At 35.1% G+C, this 17,985-nt stretch carries 13 protein-coding genes; 2 read left to right on the top strand and 11 right to left on the bottom strand.

Annotation, left to right across the window (positions count from 1 at the left end; translation table 11 throughout):
- Positions 1 to 23: 23 nt before the first annotated feature.
- Positions 24 to 980, bottom strand: coding sequence for an ABC transporter substrate binding protein (locus ACLTBU_RS08720; protein WP_412218562.1), 957 nt, complete (start codon positions 978 to 980; stop codon positions 24 to 26).
- Between the two features lie 582 nt (positions 981 to 1,562).
- Here ACLTBU_RS08720 and ACLTBU_RS08715 point away from each other — a divergent pair.
- Together ACLTBU_RS08715 and ACLTBU_RS08710 are read left to right on the top strand one after the other, a co-directional pair.
- The gene (locus tag ACLTBU_RS08715; RefSeq protein ID WP_412218560.1) at positions 1,563 to 2,660 is read left to right on the top strand and encodes an MGDG synthase family glycosyltransferase; all 1,098 of its coding nucleotides are present in this window, start codon (positions 1,563 to 1,565) and stop codon (positions 2,658 to 2,660) included.
- An 11-nt stretch (positions 2,661 to 2,671) separates the two neighbouring features.
- Positions 2,672 to 3,316 carry a glycerol-3-phosphate acyltransferase gene (locus ACLTBU_RS08710; RefSeq protein ID WP_412218558.1) on the top strand — a complete coding sequence of 215 codons (645 nt, stop codon included), beginning with the start codon at positions 2,672 to 2,674 and terminating at the stop codon, positions 3,314 to 3,316.
- 235 nt (positions 3,317 to 3,551) lie between these two features.
- Here ACLTBU_RS08710 and ACLTBU_RS08705 read toward each other — a convergent pair whose 3' ends face one another.
- The 10 genes from ACLTBU_RS08705 to ACLTBU_RS08660 all read right to left on the bottom strand — a co-directional run bounded on the left by ACLTBU_RS08705 (position 3,552) and on the right by ACLTBU_RS08660 (position 17,838).
- Entirely contained in the window at positions 3,552 to 4,979 is a 1,428-nt protein-coding gene (locus ACLTBU_RS08705) for a PTS transporter subunit EIIC (RefSeq protein WP_412218557.1), read from the bottom strand.
- A 17-nt stretch (positions 4,980 to 4,996) separates the two neighbouring features.
- Positions 4,997 to 5,893 carry an N-acetylmuramic acid 6-phosphate etherase gene (gene murQ / locus ACLTBU_RS08700; protein WP_412218555.1) on the bottom strand — a complete coding sequence of 299 codons (897 nt, stop codon included), beginning with the start codon at positions 5,891 to 5,893 and terminating at the stop codon, positions 4,997 to 4,999.
- 74 nt (positions 5,894 to 5,967) lie between these two features.
- Complete coding sequence (gene pbp4b, locus ACLTBU_RS08695; protein ID WP_412218554.1) at positions 5,968 to 7,920, bottom strand: penicillin binding protein PBP4B; 1,953 nt, start codon at positions 7,918 to 7,920, stop codon at positions 5,968 to 5,970.
- The gene (locus ACLTBU_RS08690; RefSeq protein ID WP_412218553.1) at positions 7,921 to 8,970 is read right to left on the bottom strand and encodes a MupG family TIM beta-alpha barrel fold protein; all 1,050 of its coding nucleotides are present in this window, start codon (positions 8,968 to 8,970) and stop codon (positions 7,921 to 7,923) included.
- An 86-nt stretch (positions 8,971 to 9,056) separates the two neighbouring features.
- Positions 9,057 to 10,034, bottom strand: a complete 978-nt coding sequence (locus tag ACLTBU_RS08685) for a DHH family phosphoesterase (RefSeq protein ID WP_177671458.1) — start codon at positions 10,032 to 10,034, stop codon at positions 9,057 to 9,059.
- A 336-nt stretch (positions 10,035 to 10,370) separates the two neighbouring features.
- Entirely contained in the window at positions 10,371 to 13,352 is a 2,982-nt protein-coding gene (locus ACLTBU_RS08680; RefSeq protein ID WP_412218552.1) for an S-layer homology domain-containing protein, read from the bottom strand.
- 324 nt (positions 13,353 to 13,676) lie between these two features.
- Positions 13,677 to 15,026, bottom strand: a complete 1,350-nt coding sequence (locus ACLTBU_RS08675; protein ID WP_177671460.1) for an extracellular solute-binding protein — start codon at positions 15,024 to 15,026, stop codon at positions 13,677 to 13,679.
- A gap of 56 nt (positions 15,027 to 15,082) precedes the next feature.
- On the bottom strand, positions 15,083 to 15,910 hold the full coding sequence (locus ACLTBU_RS08670) for a carbohydrate ABC transporter permease (RefSeq protein ID WP_177671461.1): 828 nt from the start codon (positions 15,908 to 15,910) through the stop codon (positions 15,083 to 15,085).
- Positions 15,911 to 15,922: 12 nt separating this feature from the next.
- Positions 15,923 to 16,801: a carbohydrate ABC transporter permease gene (locus ACLTBU_RS08665; protein ID WP_177671462.1), complete on the bottom strand. Its 879-nt coding sequence runs from the start codon at positions 16,799 to 16,801 to the stop codon at positions 15,923 to 15,925.
- Positions 16,795 to 17,838, bottom strand: a complete 1,044-nt coding sequence (locus tag ACLTBU_RS08660; RefSeq protein WP_177671463.1) for an ABC transporter ATP-binding protein — start codon at positions 17,836 to 17,838, stop codon at positions 16,795 to 16,797. Before ACLTBU_RS08660 ends, ACLTBU_RS08665 begins: the two co-directional genes overlap by 7 nt.
- Positions 17,839 to 17,985: the final 147 nt, after the last annotated feature.

Genomic DNA, 17,985 nt, shown 5'->3' with positions numbered 1-17,985 from the left:
GTACTTCTCCTTTCTTAAATCCTCTATTCTACGATTAAAGCACCTTCTGAAGTTTCTGGTGCTCCAATTGCCTTAGCTGTTGTTTTATTAATGACTTTTTGGAATTCATCAAGGGTAGCTACTGGTAAATCCCTTATTGCCTTACCATTTAAAACTTCTGCGACCATATCTCCTGTCTGTCTACCTAAGTCTTCATAATTAATCCCCACTGTAGCATACGCCCCATCCATTACCATAGAGTCTGCCCCTACATATATAGGAACTTCCGTTTCTTTCCCAACTTCTGAAAGGACTGTCATAGCAGATGCAATACTGTTATCAATTGGTGTATAAATAGCATCTACTTTACCTGCTAAACTATAAGCTGCCTGCTTAAGCTCTGAGGTATTGGTAATTGCCACTTCTTCGTAGGCATAACCATAGTCTGGTGCAAGGGCCTTTGCTTCTTCTACTACAGACTGTGAATTTACCTCACTCGTTGTATAAAGGAACCCGAAAGTCTTAACTTCTGGAGTAAGCTCCTGGCAAAGCTCAAAAACTTCATCTACTGGAATAGCATCTGATGTACCTGTTACATTTCCTTCAGGCGTTTCTAAGTTGGTTACCAGCTTCGCCGCTACGGGGTCTGTCACAGCAGAAAAAATAATAGGAATCTCACTTGTAGCAGCTGCTGCCGCCTGCGCTGATGGTGTAGCAATGGCTACTATAACATCTACCCCATCTCCTACAAATTTTTTGCATATAGAGTTTAAGTTAGATTGGTCACCTTGTGCATTTTGATAATCTATTTTAACATTCTGTCCATCTACAATCCCCTTAGCTTCTAATTCTTCTACTAAACTTTCACGAATCATATCTAAACTTGTATGTTCTACAATCTGAACAATTCCTATCGTTAACTGATCCTCCTTAATACTACATCCTACTAACATACTTAATCCCATCATCATGGTAAGTGTTAAAGTAAATATTTTTTTCATTTTCTTGGCCTCCCACATTTTATTCTTTTTATTGAATTACTTTATTCGGGAGGCTAGCTTATTTTATATTAAAACTACGCTAATCTCCCTATCTGTCATGTGATTTTTAGTGTATAAAGTTCATATCATATGATCGTCCTCCTTTTTTTGACAAATAAAAAAACACCTATCCTTTACTCAAGGACAGATGTTGTATCTGCGGTACCACCTTGTTTGATTTACCCCATAAAAAGATAAACCCACCTCACTAGAATGCTATCACATTCTTGACCTAGTAACGCTAGTCACAGCGTCGTATGCTACTAAGCCTAGGCTTTTCACTACGCCCTCAAAGGTCCATTTGTCCGATCCGCTTTCTGCTAGGCTCTCAGCTTTCCTAACTCTCTGTAAGTGCGCTAAAGGTTTTATCTCCTTATCACAGGTTTCAATTCATATTTTTATCCTAGTATAACTCATAGAATTTTAGTTGTCAAAACATATTTTATTTTTATTACTTCTCTTCTTAAACTGATACTTTATTAATATAGTTTATATAAAACACATAAAAAAGGTGCATAGTCATTTTTATAAGGTGGTGAAAATATGAAAGTACTTATCCTCTCTAGCTCTACTGGTGGGGGGCATAATGCAGCCGCCCTTGCCCTTAAAGCTCAGCTTGATTTTATGCAAATTCCTACTCTATTTTTAGATATACTCAAATTTGCACCTGCCGACACTTCCTCTGTCATCTCAAAACTTTACAGCAAGACAACTGTCAAAACACCAGCTTTATTTGGTCTTCTGTATAAAGCTGGTGGCCTTATTAGTACACCTAAATTTAAATCTATTATTTATGGTGCTAATACACTATATACTAAAAAACTTATCACCTACTTAATTCAGGAAAAAATTGATACGGTAATTTGCACACATCTTTTCTCGGCTCAAGCCATAACTTATATTACACATCATACAGACCTCCCCATTAAGACTTACGCTGTTGCTACAGATTATACCTGTATTCCTTTCTGGGAGGACTGCGAAATGGATGCTTTTTTCATTCCTCATGAAGAACTTCTTCAGGAGTTTAAAAATCATGGCGTAAAAGCTTGTACACTTGTTCCTATAGGCATACCTGTTCATCCAGATTTTCTAAAGCCTAGTTCCCAACAAGCTGCTAAAGCTAATCTAGAACTTGACCCTCATAAACCTCTTATTAGTATTATGTGTGGCTCTATGGGGTTTGGCCCTATTAAACCACTTATTATACACCTTACTAAAAACTTAAAAAATGTCAATTTCTTTATTGTATGTGGTCATAATGATCAGCTTTATACGGAGCTCAATCATTTAGGAAACCATATTTATGTTAAGAAATTCATAGACTATAGCCCACTCCTTATGAAAGCATCTGATATACTCCTTACTAAACCAGGTGGACTTACCTCTACTGAAGCTGTTGTATCCCTCACTCCTCTTGTCCATCTTACGCCTATACCAGGTTGTGAAACTTGCAATAAAGCCTTTTTTACTAAGCACCTCCTCTCTCTTGATGGTGATACACCAGATAAAGCCCTTACAGCTTGTAAATGTTTACTAGAAGATCCAGCTTTTTTAAACCAAATGCTTAAGGCTCAAGCACGTACTCTTAATCATAAAGCTACTTCTGATATTTGTGACTATATTTTAATGCACTCTTAAGGGGGATTTGTATGTTTATAAAACTGATTGTTGTTTTACTAGCCTTTTTATCAGGCTCTATTATGTATGCCTACTTATTACCTATGCTCCTACTTAAGAAGGATATTAGAACGTTACATACAGATGCGAACCCAGGTGGAGCTAATGCCTTTAGATTACAAAAAAGCCTTGGGATTCTATGTACACTCTTAGATATTTTAAAGGGGTTTTTCCCTGTTGTATTAGGTCTATCTCTTATAGGCTTAGATTGTATATGGACGCTCTTACTTATTTTAGCACCTATACTTGGGCACGCCTTCTCCCCTATGCTTGCTGGAAAAGGTGGTAAATGTATCGCGGTAACCTTTGGCTCTCTTATGGCACTTATTCCAAAAAATTATATTGTACTGCTTCTTGCACTCATTTTTATCATTTTTTCATGTGTCATTATTATCACCCCTTGTTCCACTCGTGTCATTCTGACTATGATTACCTTCATCATTACTAGCTGGTTCTTTACACCCGAGCTCTATGTGCAACTAAGTGCTCTACTTATAGGCATTCTTATTATTTACAAACACTTAAAAGCCCCTGACCCAGGACCTTTTCATATACAACTTTTACTCCATCATGTTTCACCAGAAGAATTTATCTCCTCTCACCATGTAGAGGAATAAAAAGAAGCCCCTTTACATTAAAATAAGGAGTGAACTTTGCTATGAAATCTACTCCTTATTTTTTGCATTTTATAATTAGACAGTCTAAAGGATGATTTAGGTGCATCACCTTATAATTTTATACATTAACCCCTATTATACTCTACTACAATGCTTAAAATACCAAAAAGGAGCCGTTGTGCAACAGCTCCTTCTTCAAAGTAAATCCATCTCTTTATAGCTCTTTCTTTTTTACTTATATACGCATTACATCTTCATCTTTAATAAAAATCTTAGTAATAATAAAGCCTCCTATATAAGAGATTAAAATACCTATTACAAAATTAAGCATACATTCTGGTTTCATAAGTGGTACAGCTACTAGTCCTGATGGCCCCCATGCTGTCGCCATAACTTTTGTTAGCATAACATAAGCTCCACCAAAACCTGCACCCAGTCCTGCTGTAATAAATGGTTTACCCATTGGAAGAGTAACACCATAAATAAGTGGTTCACCAATACCTAAAATACCAGCTGGAATAGCACCTGCAATAACTTGTTTCATTCTTTCATTTCTTACCTTCTTAGCTTTAAAATAAATGGCAATAGCAGCACCTACTTGACCCGCACCCGCCATAGCAAGTACTGGGAATAACGTAACGCCACCTAAGGCTTCAAGCTGAATTGCATAAATTGGGATAAGCCCATGATGAAGGCCAAGAAGCACCATTGGTAAGAAAAGTGCTGCGAGTACATAGCCCGAAATCAGACTAACAATTGGATTACTTGAATTAATAAGCAGATTAAGCCCTGCAATAAGCCAATCTGATGCTACACCTGATACCGGCATAATCACAAAAACAAAAACAGCAGTTGTCAAAATCAATGTAATAACTGGTGTAAGAATTAAATCTAATACATCTGGTATATATTTACGTACTGCCTTTTCAATCTTGGCCAAAATATAGACACCAATAATCACCCCAATCAAACCGCCTTTACCATTTCTAAGAATGGAATTTAGAGGGGATTCTTCATTAAACAGCCCAAAAATTTTAGCAATCTCATCTACTTGCGCCATAATAGACATAGCCCCAAGCATACCGCCTAGTGCAGGTGTTGCCCCAAATTTCTGAGCTGCATTGATACCTGTAAAAATTGTAAAATAACCTAAGAAGCCCCCACCCATTAAAGATAAGAAAGTACCAATGGTATTCCAAACATCATTTGCAGGTAATGTCCCTCCACTTTGAAGGTTAGTAATAAGGCCAGCAAATCCATTGAAAAGTCCTGCTGCTATAATAGCGGGAATAAGAGGGATGAAAATTTCACCAATGACTTTTAGTGCATTTTTTAGTTTATTATTTTTCTGTCCACCTTTTACAGCTAATTTGTTAGCTTCCCAGTCACCTATTTTTTGTATATTTACCTCATTGCCTAAATACTCTGCTTTAAGTATTTCTTCACATTTTTTTGCTTTTCCCGGTCCTAGTACCACTTGAATATTAGATTCTTGCATAACAAGCCCTAATACACCTGGTATTTTCTTAATCTCCTCACTGTTTACCTTTTTCATATCCTTTACATCAATACGAAGTCTTGTCATACAATGGGTTTCTGTAGCAATATTGGAAGCTCCCCCAATCAGTTCAACCAACTTACTTACTAATTCTTTATTTGACATAACAATCCCCCTAATCTTTATAACTTAATTGCTTCCCTAATATGTCCTTTTGCCTTCTCTAACTTTTCTAGTGCCTCTTCTTTTTTGCAGCCTACAAGATACATGATAATAGCCACTTTTACACTGCCTTCACTTTCCTTTAAGTAATTCCTGGCTTCTACTCTGTCACAGCTTGTAATTTCCATTACAATATTTTCTGCTCTTACATGAAGCTTTTCATTAGTCTGCTGTACATCTACCATAAGATTTTTATAAACTTTACCTACACGAATCATGGAGACGGTAGAAAGCATATTGAGCACCATCTTCTGAACAGTTCCAGCCTTAAGCCTTGTAGAACCCGTTAGAATTTCCGGTCCTGGTACTACTTCAATAACAATCTTACTAACCCTACCTATTTCAGATTCTTTATTACAGGCCAGTGCTACTGTAGGAGCACCTACACTATTAGCATACTCTAGGGCACCCACTACATAGGGTGTCCGGCCACTAGCTGCAATTCCTACTACTGTATCCTTGTCTGTAAGCTTAATGACTTCAAGGTCACCTCTTCCAAGTTCCTTACTGTCTTCTGCTCCTTCAACTGCCTTTACAAACGCTTTATGCCCTCCTGCTAGTAAACCAACTACCTGCTCAGGCACTGTTCCAAACGTCGGTGGGCATTCTACTGCATCTAAGAGTCCTAGCCTTCCACTTGTCCCTGCTCCTACATAAATCAGCCTGCCACCTTTTTCAAAAGAAGTGGCAATAGTTTCTACTGCTTTTTCAATCGGTCCAAGCTCTTTAGCAATAGCCTTGGCAAGTAGTCTATCTTCTTCATTCATGACATGCAAAATATCCGTCGTAGACATAGCATCAAGTTCTAGTGTCTTAGGGTTACGTGTTTCAGTCGTCATTTTAGATAATTGTAGCATGTAAATAAATCACCCCCCTTACTTAATTAGCTTATTAGCTTATTCCATACTTTATCACCTTTTTCTTATCTTCTTTAATTATTAAGTTTACTTAGTCGCTCACCTAATGCTTCCTTTAATGAATGGTCTGGTAAAGCTTCATAAGCCAGTTTTGCCCTTCTTAACACTTCCTTATTATCTTTTTCCTTCTCAGCTTTTTTCACAAGTACATCAGCTAGTGCAACCGTAGCTTTATAATCCGCTTCTGTACAATTCTTATCTTTCTCTACAGCTTCTTTCAAAAAACTACTACGATCTAGTGACATCTGAAGTAAAGACTCTTCTAAAGCCTCCTCACTGGTTCCAATAATGCCTTCATAGACAAGTGTACTTAAAGTACCTGCTGCGTCAAACTGGAAGGCATCTCCTTCCATCCTATTTACATCTTTAGCCGGGTCTGCAATAGGTGTATTCTTGGTATTGGTTAGCCATACAATGATTAAATCATTTTCTTTATCAATACTTGTTGCTGTTCCTGTCCAACCTGTATGCCCAATAGTTGAATCAGGTGCTTGATCCCCAAAGGACCATGCATAAGCACCATTTCCCTGCCTTCTCCAACCTAACCCATAAGTATCATTCGTTTTAGAAGGGGCCGTAAAAGTATCTATGGTTTTCTGATCAAAAAGTTCTACGTTGCCATAACCTCCTCCATTTAACATAACCTGCATAAGTACAGCCAAATCACCAGCGTTACTAAAGAGTCCCGCATGACCTGCTACACCACCCATACTGTAGTAAGCCTTTTCATCATGTACTTCACCTTGTACAACTTCCGTTCTAATGTTAGGGAAGTTTACATGTCCCTCTCTTGTATTTCCAAATATTTCTGTTGCTGCACACTGGTCTTTGTTAAACCCATTTTGAAGAGGATTAAAAACGGTATGCGTAAGACCTAGTGGCCCAAAGATCTGTTCCTGACAGAAAACATCAAATTTCTGTCCGCTTACCTGTTCTACAATAAGTCCTAGTAACATATAATCCACATCTGAATAAACGTTTTTACTGCCTGGTGTATATTCTAAAGGTGTTCTTTCAATCATTTCTAAAATCTCATCTGGATTTTGCGTATATACATCATTTTTTCCATCATTATTCAGATCAAGTACATTGACTATTTGTCCATCTCTTTCTACAGGATGCAGATAACTATCATCTGAATACTTAGGACTTGGTATAAAACCTGCTGTATGCGTGAGTAAATGCCTTAGTGTCAACTGATCTTTTTTCTCATCAAATTGTGCAAAACCTGGAATGACTTCACTAATTTTCATATCTATATCCAGCTTACCCTCTGATACTAACTTCTGCACAGCATAATTAGTTGCATACATTTTCGTATTAGAAGCTAAGTCATACAGGGTGTCTTTTGTAACAGGTATACTATGTTCAACTTTTCCATTATGATCATAAGCCTTTATAACGCCATAAGCTTCATTCTTAATAATGACACCATCTTTTGCTACTAATAGCTGACCCCCAGGTATGCCTCCTGCTTCTATTTCAGCTTCTAAAATACGGTCAATGACTTCAAATACTTTACTATCGACGCCTACACTTTCAGGTGTTCCTTCTCTTAATGTAGGGTAGGCCATATTCACTTCTATTGTGGCTCCATAAGGTTCTATTTCGGATATCTGCAGCGTATTATCCCCATTTTGAACAAAATCTGAAATATCTATTGCAACAGTTTGATTACTATGAGAATCTATAAACTTACTTATATCTACTTCTTTTCCATTAACATAGAGCTTTGCATGCGCTACCTGATTAAGTCTCAAATAAAGCGTCCCTTGCCCTTTATAAGCTTTAAAGCTTTCTCTGTTATTAATAATAGTAGAAGCTGAACTTCCCCTCTCTGGTAATGTGCGCTGTGTAATCTGTCCACTTCCTACTACTTCTTCTTTTGCATATAAAGTTGTACTTCCTAAAATAAATGTAAATACCAGCATCCATGCTGCCCCTTTTGCTAACAATTTTCTCTTCATTTAACTCTCTCCTTTTATAAATTGGATTTGACATCCATTTTGAATAAACTTTGTTAGCCCTAAATAATCTTTATCTATTTTACCTATAACATTCACTCTTCCATCTCTGGGTAGACACTCCCTTATAATTTGTATCTCCCCTGAGTATCTTCCATAATTTAGATTGTCACAAGTAATACATCCTATACCTCTATCTTGGCAATTAAAAGGTTCCACAATACTTCCTGCTGTAGCAAATTCTCGTGATTCTTGTAGTCTATAGACGCACTCTGGTGAGTCTATCCTAATAGTAAAAACTTGGTTATATAGATATTCAAATTTCTTATCTATTACACAAGGTATACTAACTACCTTATTTGTCTCATATTCCTTTATAATTTTCTCATCTAAAACTTCTAGGCCTAAATCTGCTAACACAATATGTGTCACCTTTAAATCCAGTTTCATCTCAAAATAATTCACTGCTGATGTCTCATATCTTTCATGCTCTAAAGTAGGCAGTCCTTCATAAATAGGTCCTCTACTCTTGTGGCTATTCGGAATAAAAGCTAATACCTCTATGCCTTCTTTTTCTAACTCCCCATTGATTTGTTGAAATTGCCTTGTTGAAAGCCCTGTATAAGCTCTAGGGTAATAATTATGAATTGCAAAAATCTGTGGTGCTATCTGCTTAAGCTTTCTTACTAAAGGTAAGGGCATTGTACTAGCATTAAACGCTATTGGAAAATCCTTAGCTAGCTCTATCATCTCTTCTTCACTAAATCCATAGTCTATCCGTAATACCGTAATGCCTAACCGTTTTGCGAGTTTCACCACATCCCTTTCCCCAAAGAAAGATAATGTCCTTTTTGAAATATCAGCTATGACTTTAAAGCCTTTACACTTTAGCCATTTAAGCATATCTTCTGCCTGTTGTTTATACTGCTCATTCTGTTCTTCTGCAATATGTAAAGAAGTGAAAATATAAAAATCTCTATCCTCTAACGCTCTCAGGAATACCTTCTGCTGACTAAAAGTAGAGACATATACCGAGTAACCTAAATGCTCCATCTTATTCCCCCCTCTCTAAGATATCTTATTATTTTTACATAAAAAATAGACCGCTTTAAGACTTGCGTCCTCAAGCGATCTATCTCTTATTTATTTTCTGCTTTAAACTTCCCACAATTTTCTTCAAAATCAGCAATAATAGCTTCAACCGTATCCCAGCTATCAAGTGTAGCACCACCGGCTAAGAAGTGTCCTCCTCCACCATATTGAGCTGCAATTTCATTTACACATGGTCCGTTTGATCGGAACTCACTCATAATTTGTCCATCTGGTGTTTCTGCAAAGAAGTGCCAGTTTACGATACCATCAATATCTTGAAGTGTATTAACCATACGTGCTGCCACCATATAATTCATGTTATATTTTTCTAATACTTCTCTCGGGATTTTAAGAATCGCCACACCATTTTTGCGAATCTCAAAGTTATTATAAATATATCCTGTAAACTGTACCTCGTTCAACTTACGTTTATGGTATGCTGCATAAAGTGGTTTTGTATCTAGGTCATAAGTAATGTGAACAATTTTTTCAAAGATTTGTGTAGGATTTGAGACAAAGGCAAAACGTCCTGTATCCGCTATAATACCAATGTATAATGCTTCTCTACCTACTTTATCCATTTGAAGGCGCCCTTCACTTTCGATAAGTAAGTCTACAAGCATTAAACTTGTCGCTGGATACTCAATATCTACCCATGACAAATCTTCAAATCTTTCTTCAAATGGTCTATGATGATCAATTTTAATCACATAACCACATTTTTTGTAATCTTGATTATCTATACGGTAAGAATCACCTACATCTAGAATAATGGCTAAACACTTTTCATCTAGTACAATTTCTTCTTGATGCTCATCCATCTTACCAATGTAGCTTAAATCTTCATCATGTTTTCCCATTAAGTAAACAGCTTTTCCCGGGAAACTTTTTTCGATCATATTTTTAAGTGCGACCTGACTCCCATAAGAATCTTGATCTGGGTAAACATGTCTAAATAAAGCAATTGTATCATATTCCTCTATCTTATTAATAATTTCTTGTATAACTGATTTATTTACTTTCATTTTCTTCTCCCTATAATGAATACTATTCACTTAATAAAAGAGTTGCCCTAAGGCAACTCCTTTATTAAGTTCTATTATTGGCATTAAATGACTTAACGGTATTTTATATGCCTTTTAATATTTTTGATTACTTATATTCTATATATTATATATCTTTTATAAAAAAATATTTATAATATAAGTTTTCTAGTGTCCTAATAGTACCACATATTCTATAGCTCTTCAACTTATCAAAATAGCCTATATCCTTGTACATCTAATACTTTCTAACGTTTTAGCTTACTACTAAAATGAAAGGCAGAGTTATAAAACTCTACCTAAAAAAGATATTTTTATTTAATCTGTAATGAAAGTTTCAACAAATATTTTGTCTTCTAGCACTCCATCTTTACCCTCATAAGTAAGTCTAAAAGTAAGTTGATGCTCTCCACTATTTATTATCATTCCACTCACATTTCGCAAGTCTAATTTTAAAGTATCTGTAGGTGCAAAGTAATCGAACTGAGCATCTACAGCAAATTTCCCATCAACATTTGTTATCTTAACATCTCTCGTATTAGCTGAGTTAATTTGAACTTTTCTATTAAATGTAATAACTATTTGACCATAACCATAATAACCACTATCTTTCTTAAATTCAATATTTGTAACTTTTAATTCTTCCGATTCATCTGGTTTATTTTCTGGCACATATTTTGGAACGCGTTCATAGCCATAGCGTGTCATTCTATTACCAAGTTCATCCTCTATTGCATAACGGAACCATTGTCCTTCCTTGGCTACTATTCCTTCTGAACGAAAACTATTATATCCAGTTGTTATTTCTTGCACTTGACCCTTTTCAAAAAGTTCAGTTGGATCTTTTGGTCTACTATTTTGTTGATCTTCATCTGTTACATCATAATAAATTTTTCCATTTTCTTTTGCTTTGAAAGATACTTGAAGTGCACTATCTGTCGTTAATTTTAAATCTAATTCAGTAATGTCATCTACCCAAACATCTACAAAAAACTTCTTACTAGCTTGTGTTCCATTATTAAATGTAATGGTTGCATTATAAGTTGTACCAGATACAAAATTATAACCTTTTTTCATATAAAGCTTATATGTCTTGTTATCTTCTGTTTCTAATCTTCCTAATGTTAATTTACCATTTTTAGGGCAAATAATAGTAAAGTCTTCTAACTTTAAAGGTTCTTTGGTTGCTCTATTTAATTCAATCTCAAAACCACCCATTTCTACAAAGAAATCAGTTGCTGGAAGCGTAAAACCTTTTGCATTAACGATACTAAATTCTCCCTGTTCAGGTTGCTTAACTGGTTCTGCCTCAATTTGAATACTCTTTATAGGTGTTACTTTATTATCCTGGTCTACAGCTACATAATATAGAGTATAGGATGTGTTTTCTGTAAGACCAGTAATCTGAAGCTCATTATACTGATACTTCATCTCCACTTTTGTACCTTTTTCCATTAATTCTTCAACTGTCGGCTCTTCATTAAATAGTGTTCTTGCTGCTTCTGCTTTACCAAGTGCATAGTAGAAAGTCCCTGCTGTGTCAGAAACAAAACTAAATACTGCATGATTATTATCAGTACGTATCATCTCTATGGCAGAAATCTCTGGACAATCAAATTTACTTACGAAGTCTTTTTCTATAAGTTTTCCATCCTCTAACATAATACCTAAGCTGTATGTATTATCATCAAAATAACTTGTTGTTAAGTCATAAACTTTATTATCTTTTGTACTTACACTTAACACTGTCATATCTTTCCCAGCACCAGTACAAATAATACTAAACTGGTCTTTTGTAAGTGTCTTATCAGTAGCTTTATTAAGTGTTACACGTACTAAACCATTTTTGACAGATTCTACTTTATCAATACTTAAAGGCTGTTCTTCTGGCTTTTCTTCTGGTTTATTATTGTTTGAAGACCCGGATCCACTTGATGATCCTGAAGAACTTGAAGAACCTGAACTACTTGGTTTACTTGTATTTGAAGAAGTACCACCTTTTACAGGTTCCTTTCCTGCCATAACACCTGTCGTTCCTTTTTCTGCTTTAACCTCAGTACCCTCTGTTTTTACAATGATATCATTGGCATTAGCATTTACCTTTGAAACTTTACCTGCACCGTCAATAGTTGCTTTTGCCTCTGCATTTACTGTTTTCACTTTTGCATCTTTTGCCACATCAATTTGTGTATTGGCTGCATCTCCATTGATTACAACTTCGTTTATATCTGATTTCCCTTTAAGTTCTACTTTTGCATTTTCTGCTACGATTTCAATGGCTTGAATATCAGCATTTTGAACAGTCAGCTTTGCACCTTTTGCTTCTACTTTTACTTTATTAATCGGCCCCTCTACCACAACATCGGTTGCTTGCTTGCCAACTGTTACATCATTAACTTTTGAAGAATCTGATACAGCTAAACGTACAGCTGAACCTTCTTTTGCCATTAGGACATCACCAAGTTTAGAATCTCCCTGTACCTTAATAGAGTTAACACCACCACCTCTAATAATGGTTCTTCCCTCTACTACAACATTTTCTAAAACTACATCGCCCTCTGCAACACCTTCGGCAATGATAAGATCGCCTTTAATCACGATATCTTTTAAATTTGCATCTGAAGTACTAATAACAGCTTTTCCATTTACTTCACCTGTATAAGTACCTTCTTCATTATAATACCCTGTTAAAAGTCTATTTAAAATAGTTACAGCCTCTGCACGTGTAATAGGAGCTTGAGGGTTAAACTTTCCTTCACTTCCTACAATAATCCCTTCTGCTGCCAAAGCATTTACTGCCTCCATAGCCCAAGGTGAAACTTGGTCTGAATCTAAAAAGCTCAAAACTTCTTGACTTGACTCAATATCAAAAGCATTGTACACCATAAAAGCTACTTCTTCACGTGTAATGTTATCTTTAGGACGTACTAATCCATTTGCCTCAAGTAAAAGATCTGCTTCATAAGCTTTGAGCACTGCATCTGTATAGAAGGCTTCCTCTAAATCAATAAAAATGTTGTCTGCCTCTTTTTGATATCCCATAATATGGTCAATAATAATGGACATCTCCCCTCTTGTAATTGGGTCGCTCGGTCTAAATAAACCATTATAACCATTAACAAGTTGGTACTCACTCATTCTCTCAATAGCATCAGACGCCCAGTGCCCCTTTGTATCAAGAAACCTACTTTGTCCTTCCATAGCAGCTACAGATATACTCGGTAACCCTGCTGTGCCTAAAAAGACTGAACCTGCTAAACACAGAGCTACCCTATTTTTAAATCTAAATTTCTTTGACATATTTTTATCTCCTAAAAAAATTCTTGACAATTATCATTTACCTAATGTATCTAGCAATAATGCTTGATAGATACAATTAGGTAAATATATATATGTAAATTATATATCAAGCAGATTTGATTTCACAACTAAATTTATAAACAAGTTTATAATTATTATTTATGGATATTTAATAAACTCTATCTATTATATTTCCTTATAAGCTTGTTGATTTTATCTATTAGTTCAATCATTTTAAGATAATTTTTAGGTAATGTGAGAATAAAAAAGTAAAAATAAAAGCCACAAGTCTTTATCTTTCAAAGACTTGTGGCTTTTCTATTATTATTGACGTTGGATTGATGTACCAACTTCTGCTAAAGATTCTTGGATGAATGCTTCTATATCTGTAATGTTACCATTTACGTATGCTTCAAATTTTTCTTGAATTGTGCTACGTGCTGATTGTGCATTGTTAACTGCTGGTGTATAGTAAGCATAACCTAAAGCTGTTTGAGCTACTGGGTATACTTTTGCATATACAGCTTCTGGGTCTGCTAATACATTTTTAACGATATCTGTTTCTGCAGCTGATTTACGTACTGGAAGATATCCTGTTTCTGTTGCAAATTTAGCTGTGTTTTCTGTATTTGTTGCAAACTTAATAAATTCGTAAGCAGCATATTGTTCTTGTGGTGTTACATCAGTTGTTACAAATAATGAACCACCTTGTTGGATAACTGCTTTGTCTTTACCTTCAAAGTAAGCTGGCTCTACAGCAATTAATTCAAATTGACCATTTGTATCAATGAATGATGCACCTGCTGTTGATCCTTGGTACATTAACATTTGTTGATTAGAGAATGGTCCTGATAAGAAACCATCTTCACCTGGAGTACGGAAGTAACCGTTTGTTACTTGTTCTTTATAGAAGTCCATGAATGTTCTAACCCATTCATTATCTACATTGATTGTTCCATCAAGATCTACGAAATTTTTACCATCCATTTTTAATGTAGAAATAAATCCATTTGAACCACTATCATATCCAAAACCTGCAATACCAAGTTGTTCTTTAGCAGCTTTAGAAATCTCTGCTAATTTATCCATTGTCATACCTTGAACGTCTGCTTCTGTATAACCAATTTTTTCTAATAATGTTTTATTTACATAAATAACTTCTGTTGATTTTGTCATTGGCATACCATAAAGTTTGCCATCCCATTGTGATACTTCAGCAATAAATGCCTCAACGAAATCTGATTTAAGTTCTGCTTCCATACCAACTTCAGGATGTGATGCAAAAGCACCAATATCATAAATAGCACCTTTTTCAATAAGGCCTGTAGCAAGGTCTGGGTATACGTTAATAATTGCTGGTAAAGTATTTGACTGCTCTGCTGCAATTACTTTTTTGTTAAGATCAGGAATTTTACCTTGTGCTACTGCACTTACAGTAATATTCATGTTATTTGTTGCGTTAAATTCATCAATAATTGATTGAAGAACTTCTTGTTGTTTTCCTGACATAAAGTGCCACATTTCAATTGATGTTGGCTCAGTCATATCTGGGATTTCGATTGCAACTGGTGCTTCATTTCCTTCATTAGGAGTTACTTCACCTGACGCACAACCTGTTAATGCAGAAACAGCAAGAATACCTGTCATTGCAGATGCAAATAGTTTTCTTTTCATTTGTTTTCACCTCATACAAAGTTTATTTGTGTAATTTATATAAATGTATATAAATTTTAACCTTTAACGCCGCCTACAGTAATACCGTTCATAATTTTCTTATGAAGGAAGATATAGGCAATCATAACTGGAATCGTAATAATTGTAGAAGCTGCCATTAAGAGCTCATAACGGTTACCTGCATCTGATTGGAATGCTGTAAGACCGTTTGATAAAAGTCTCATTTCTTCTTTATTTGTTACAAGAAGTGGCCATAAGAATGAATTCCATGAGTTAATCCCTACTAAAATACAGATTGTAATAATAGAACCTTTCGCCATCGGAACCATAATCTTCCATAAGAATTTCCAGTCATTTGCTCCATCAACTTTAGCCGCAAAGTAAAGTTGTTTAGGGATTTTAAGGAAGAATTCTCTAAGCATATAAATGTAAAGCACATTAGCCATGTAAGGTACTACTAGCGCTTGATATGTGTCCATCCATCTTAATGCTGATATTGTTTTAAAGTTTGTAATAATTAATACCTCACCTGGAATCATCATAGAAGCAAGGAATAATGAGAAGATAAAATCTCTTCCTTTAAATTCAAGATGAGAAAAGGCAAATGCAGCAAGAATTGCTACAATTACTGAACTTACAATACTTAAAGCTGTTACGATAACTGTATTAATAAAATATCTGGCAAACGGAGCCATTGTTAAAGCAATGCTATAGTTTTCCCACATAAATTCATTTGGCACAAGTGTTGGAGGAGTTTGAATAACCTCAAACGCTGTTTTAAGTGAAGACGCCATCATCCAGTAGAATGGAAATAGCGTTACAATAGCAAATAAAGTTAGAAGAAAATATTTTAATGCTACTTTTATGTTCATTTTCTTTTCCATAACGCCCTCCTTCTAGTAATGCACCTTATTACGTGCAATTGTTCTTTGGACAAATGTTACTGTTAAAATAATAAGTAGAAGTACTACCGCTGCTGCAAAAGCAAGAGGGAAGTCTTGATCTCCATAGAATCTATCAATAATGTACATAACTACTGTTGATACACGTCCATCAAGTGTACGTCCATTAAAGAGAACAAATACTTCTGTATATACTTTAAATCCAGCAATTAAGCTGATGATATAAGTATAAAGAATAATTGGAGATACAAGTGGAATTGTAATTTTTCTAAATATAGTACTACTTGTTGCTTGATCAATTTTAGCTGCTTGGTAGTACTGCGGATTAATTGATGCAATCCCTGTTGTAAGAATAAGTGTATTAAAGGCTAAACTCTTCCATACAGAGAAAATAATAAGTGCAGGCATTGCCCAGTTAGGATCACTTAACCAATTAATTGGATCAATTCCAATAAAACCTAATAAGTAGTTGATAATACCATATTGGCCATTAAATAACCATGACCATACAACCCCAATTGCTACAAGTGAAGTTACATATGGCAAGAAATAAATACTTTGGAATATCCCTTTAAGTTTTTCATTTTTAAGGTTTGCAAGTGCATTGGCAATCATAAGTGAAAGGCCTACAGATAAAGCTGGCACAACTGCAGCATAAATAACAGTATTCACTAAAGATTGTAAGAATCTTTTATCTTCAAATAAATATTTATAACTTCCAAAACCAAATACATAACCTACAGCTTTAGTTTCATCAAAACTAAATACAATAGCATTAATAATTGGATAAAAGACAAATACACTTAATACAAGCAAGGCTGGTAATAAGTATAAGTAGCCTTTATAACTCTTTTTCCCTTTATTATTTAGCATTTTGTAATGAACTCCTCTGTTTCAGTATCAAATACATAAGCTTTTCCTACTTTAGGTCTTACACAAAGTCTAGTACCTTCAGCAATCATAAACTCTTTGTCTACGAGCATTTTGAAAATTTCTCCGTTAAATTCTAGAGTAAGAAGTCTTTCTCTACCTAAAACTTCTACAGTTTGAACAGTTGTTTCAAATCCATCTTCACTTACTTCCATATCTTCCGCCCTAAAACCTAAATCAATAGATTTTTTATTTTTTGGAAGCCCATTAAAGATGCATTTTTCTACTGTTCCTACTCCTTCTTTAACATCAAGTCTCATAAAGTTCATTGCTGGACTACCAATGAAAGATGCAACGAATTTGTTACATGGGTTCATATAAATGTCCGTAGGTGTAGATACTTGTTGAATTTTACCATCTTTCATTAAGATGATTTGATCTGAGATACTCATAGCTTCTTCTTGATCATGTGTTACGAAGATAGCTGTAACACCTGTTTCTTGTTGAATACGACGAATTTCTTGACGTGTTTCTACTCTAAGCTTTGTATCAAGGTTTGATAAAGGCTCATCTAATAAAAGGTTTTCTGGTTTTTTAGCAAGTGCACGTGCAATAGCTACCCTTTGCTGTTGACCACCAGAAAGTTGCCCTGGCTTACGATCTAAAAGGCCATCAATCTTAACGATTTTAGCTACTTCGAGTACGCGCTCTTCTGCTTCTTTTTTATCCCATTTTAAATTTCTAAGAGGGAATAAAATATTTTCTCTAATAGTCATATGTGGGTATAAGGCATAGTTTTGGAACACAAGACCAATACCTAATTTCTCTGGCTCAAGACCTGTTACATCACGGTCTCCGAAATAGATTTTTCCACTTGTTGGCTTGTGAATACCACAAATTGTAAAAAGTGTTGTTGATTTCCCACAACCTGATGGACCAAGAAGTGAAATTAATTTACCTTTTGGAATCTGAATTGTTAAGTCATTAATGGCAGTAAAATCGCCAAATTTTACTACTAGATTTTCTAATCTAATTCCCATTCATTCGCACCTCATCTTGTTATCATTGTCAAAATTTAAAACGTCGCTTACCTAATCGACATAAATTTCCCATTTTGTTTACCATGTTTTATCTTAATAGATGCCTCCTATAAAGTCAATCACTTAGTAAAGATTCTCGTTTTTTTA

Source organism: Zhenhengia sp., assembly GCF_046966505.1.
GTDB lineage: Bacteria > Bacillota > Clostridia > Lachnospirales > Cellulosilyticaceae > Zhenhengia > Zhenhengia yiwuensis.
This window is presented reverse-complemented; position numbering and strand designations above follow the sequence as displayed.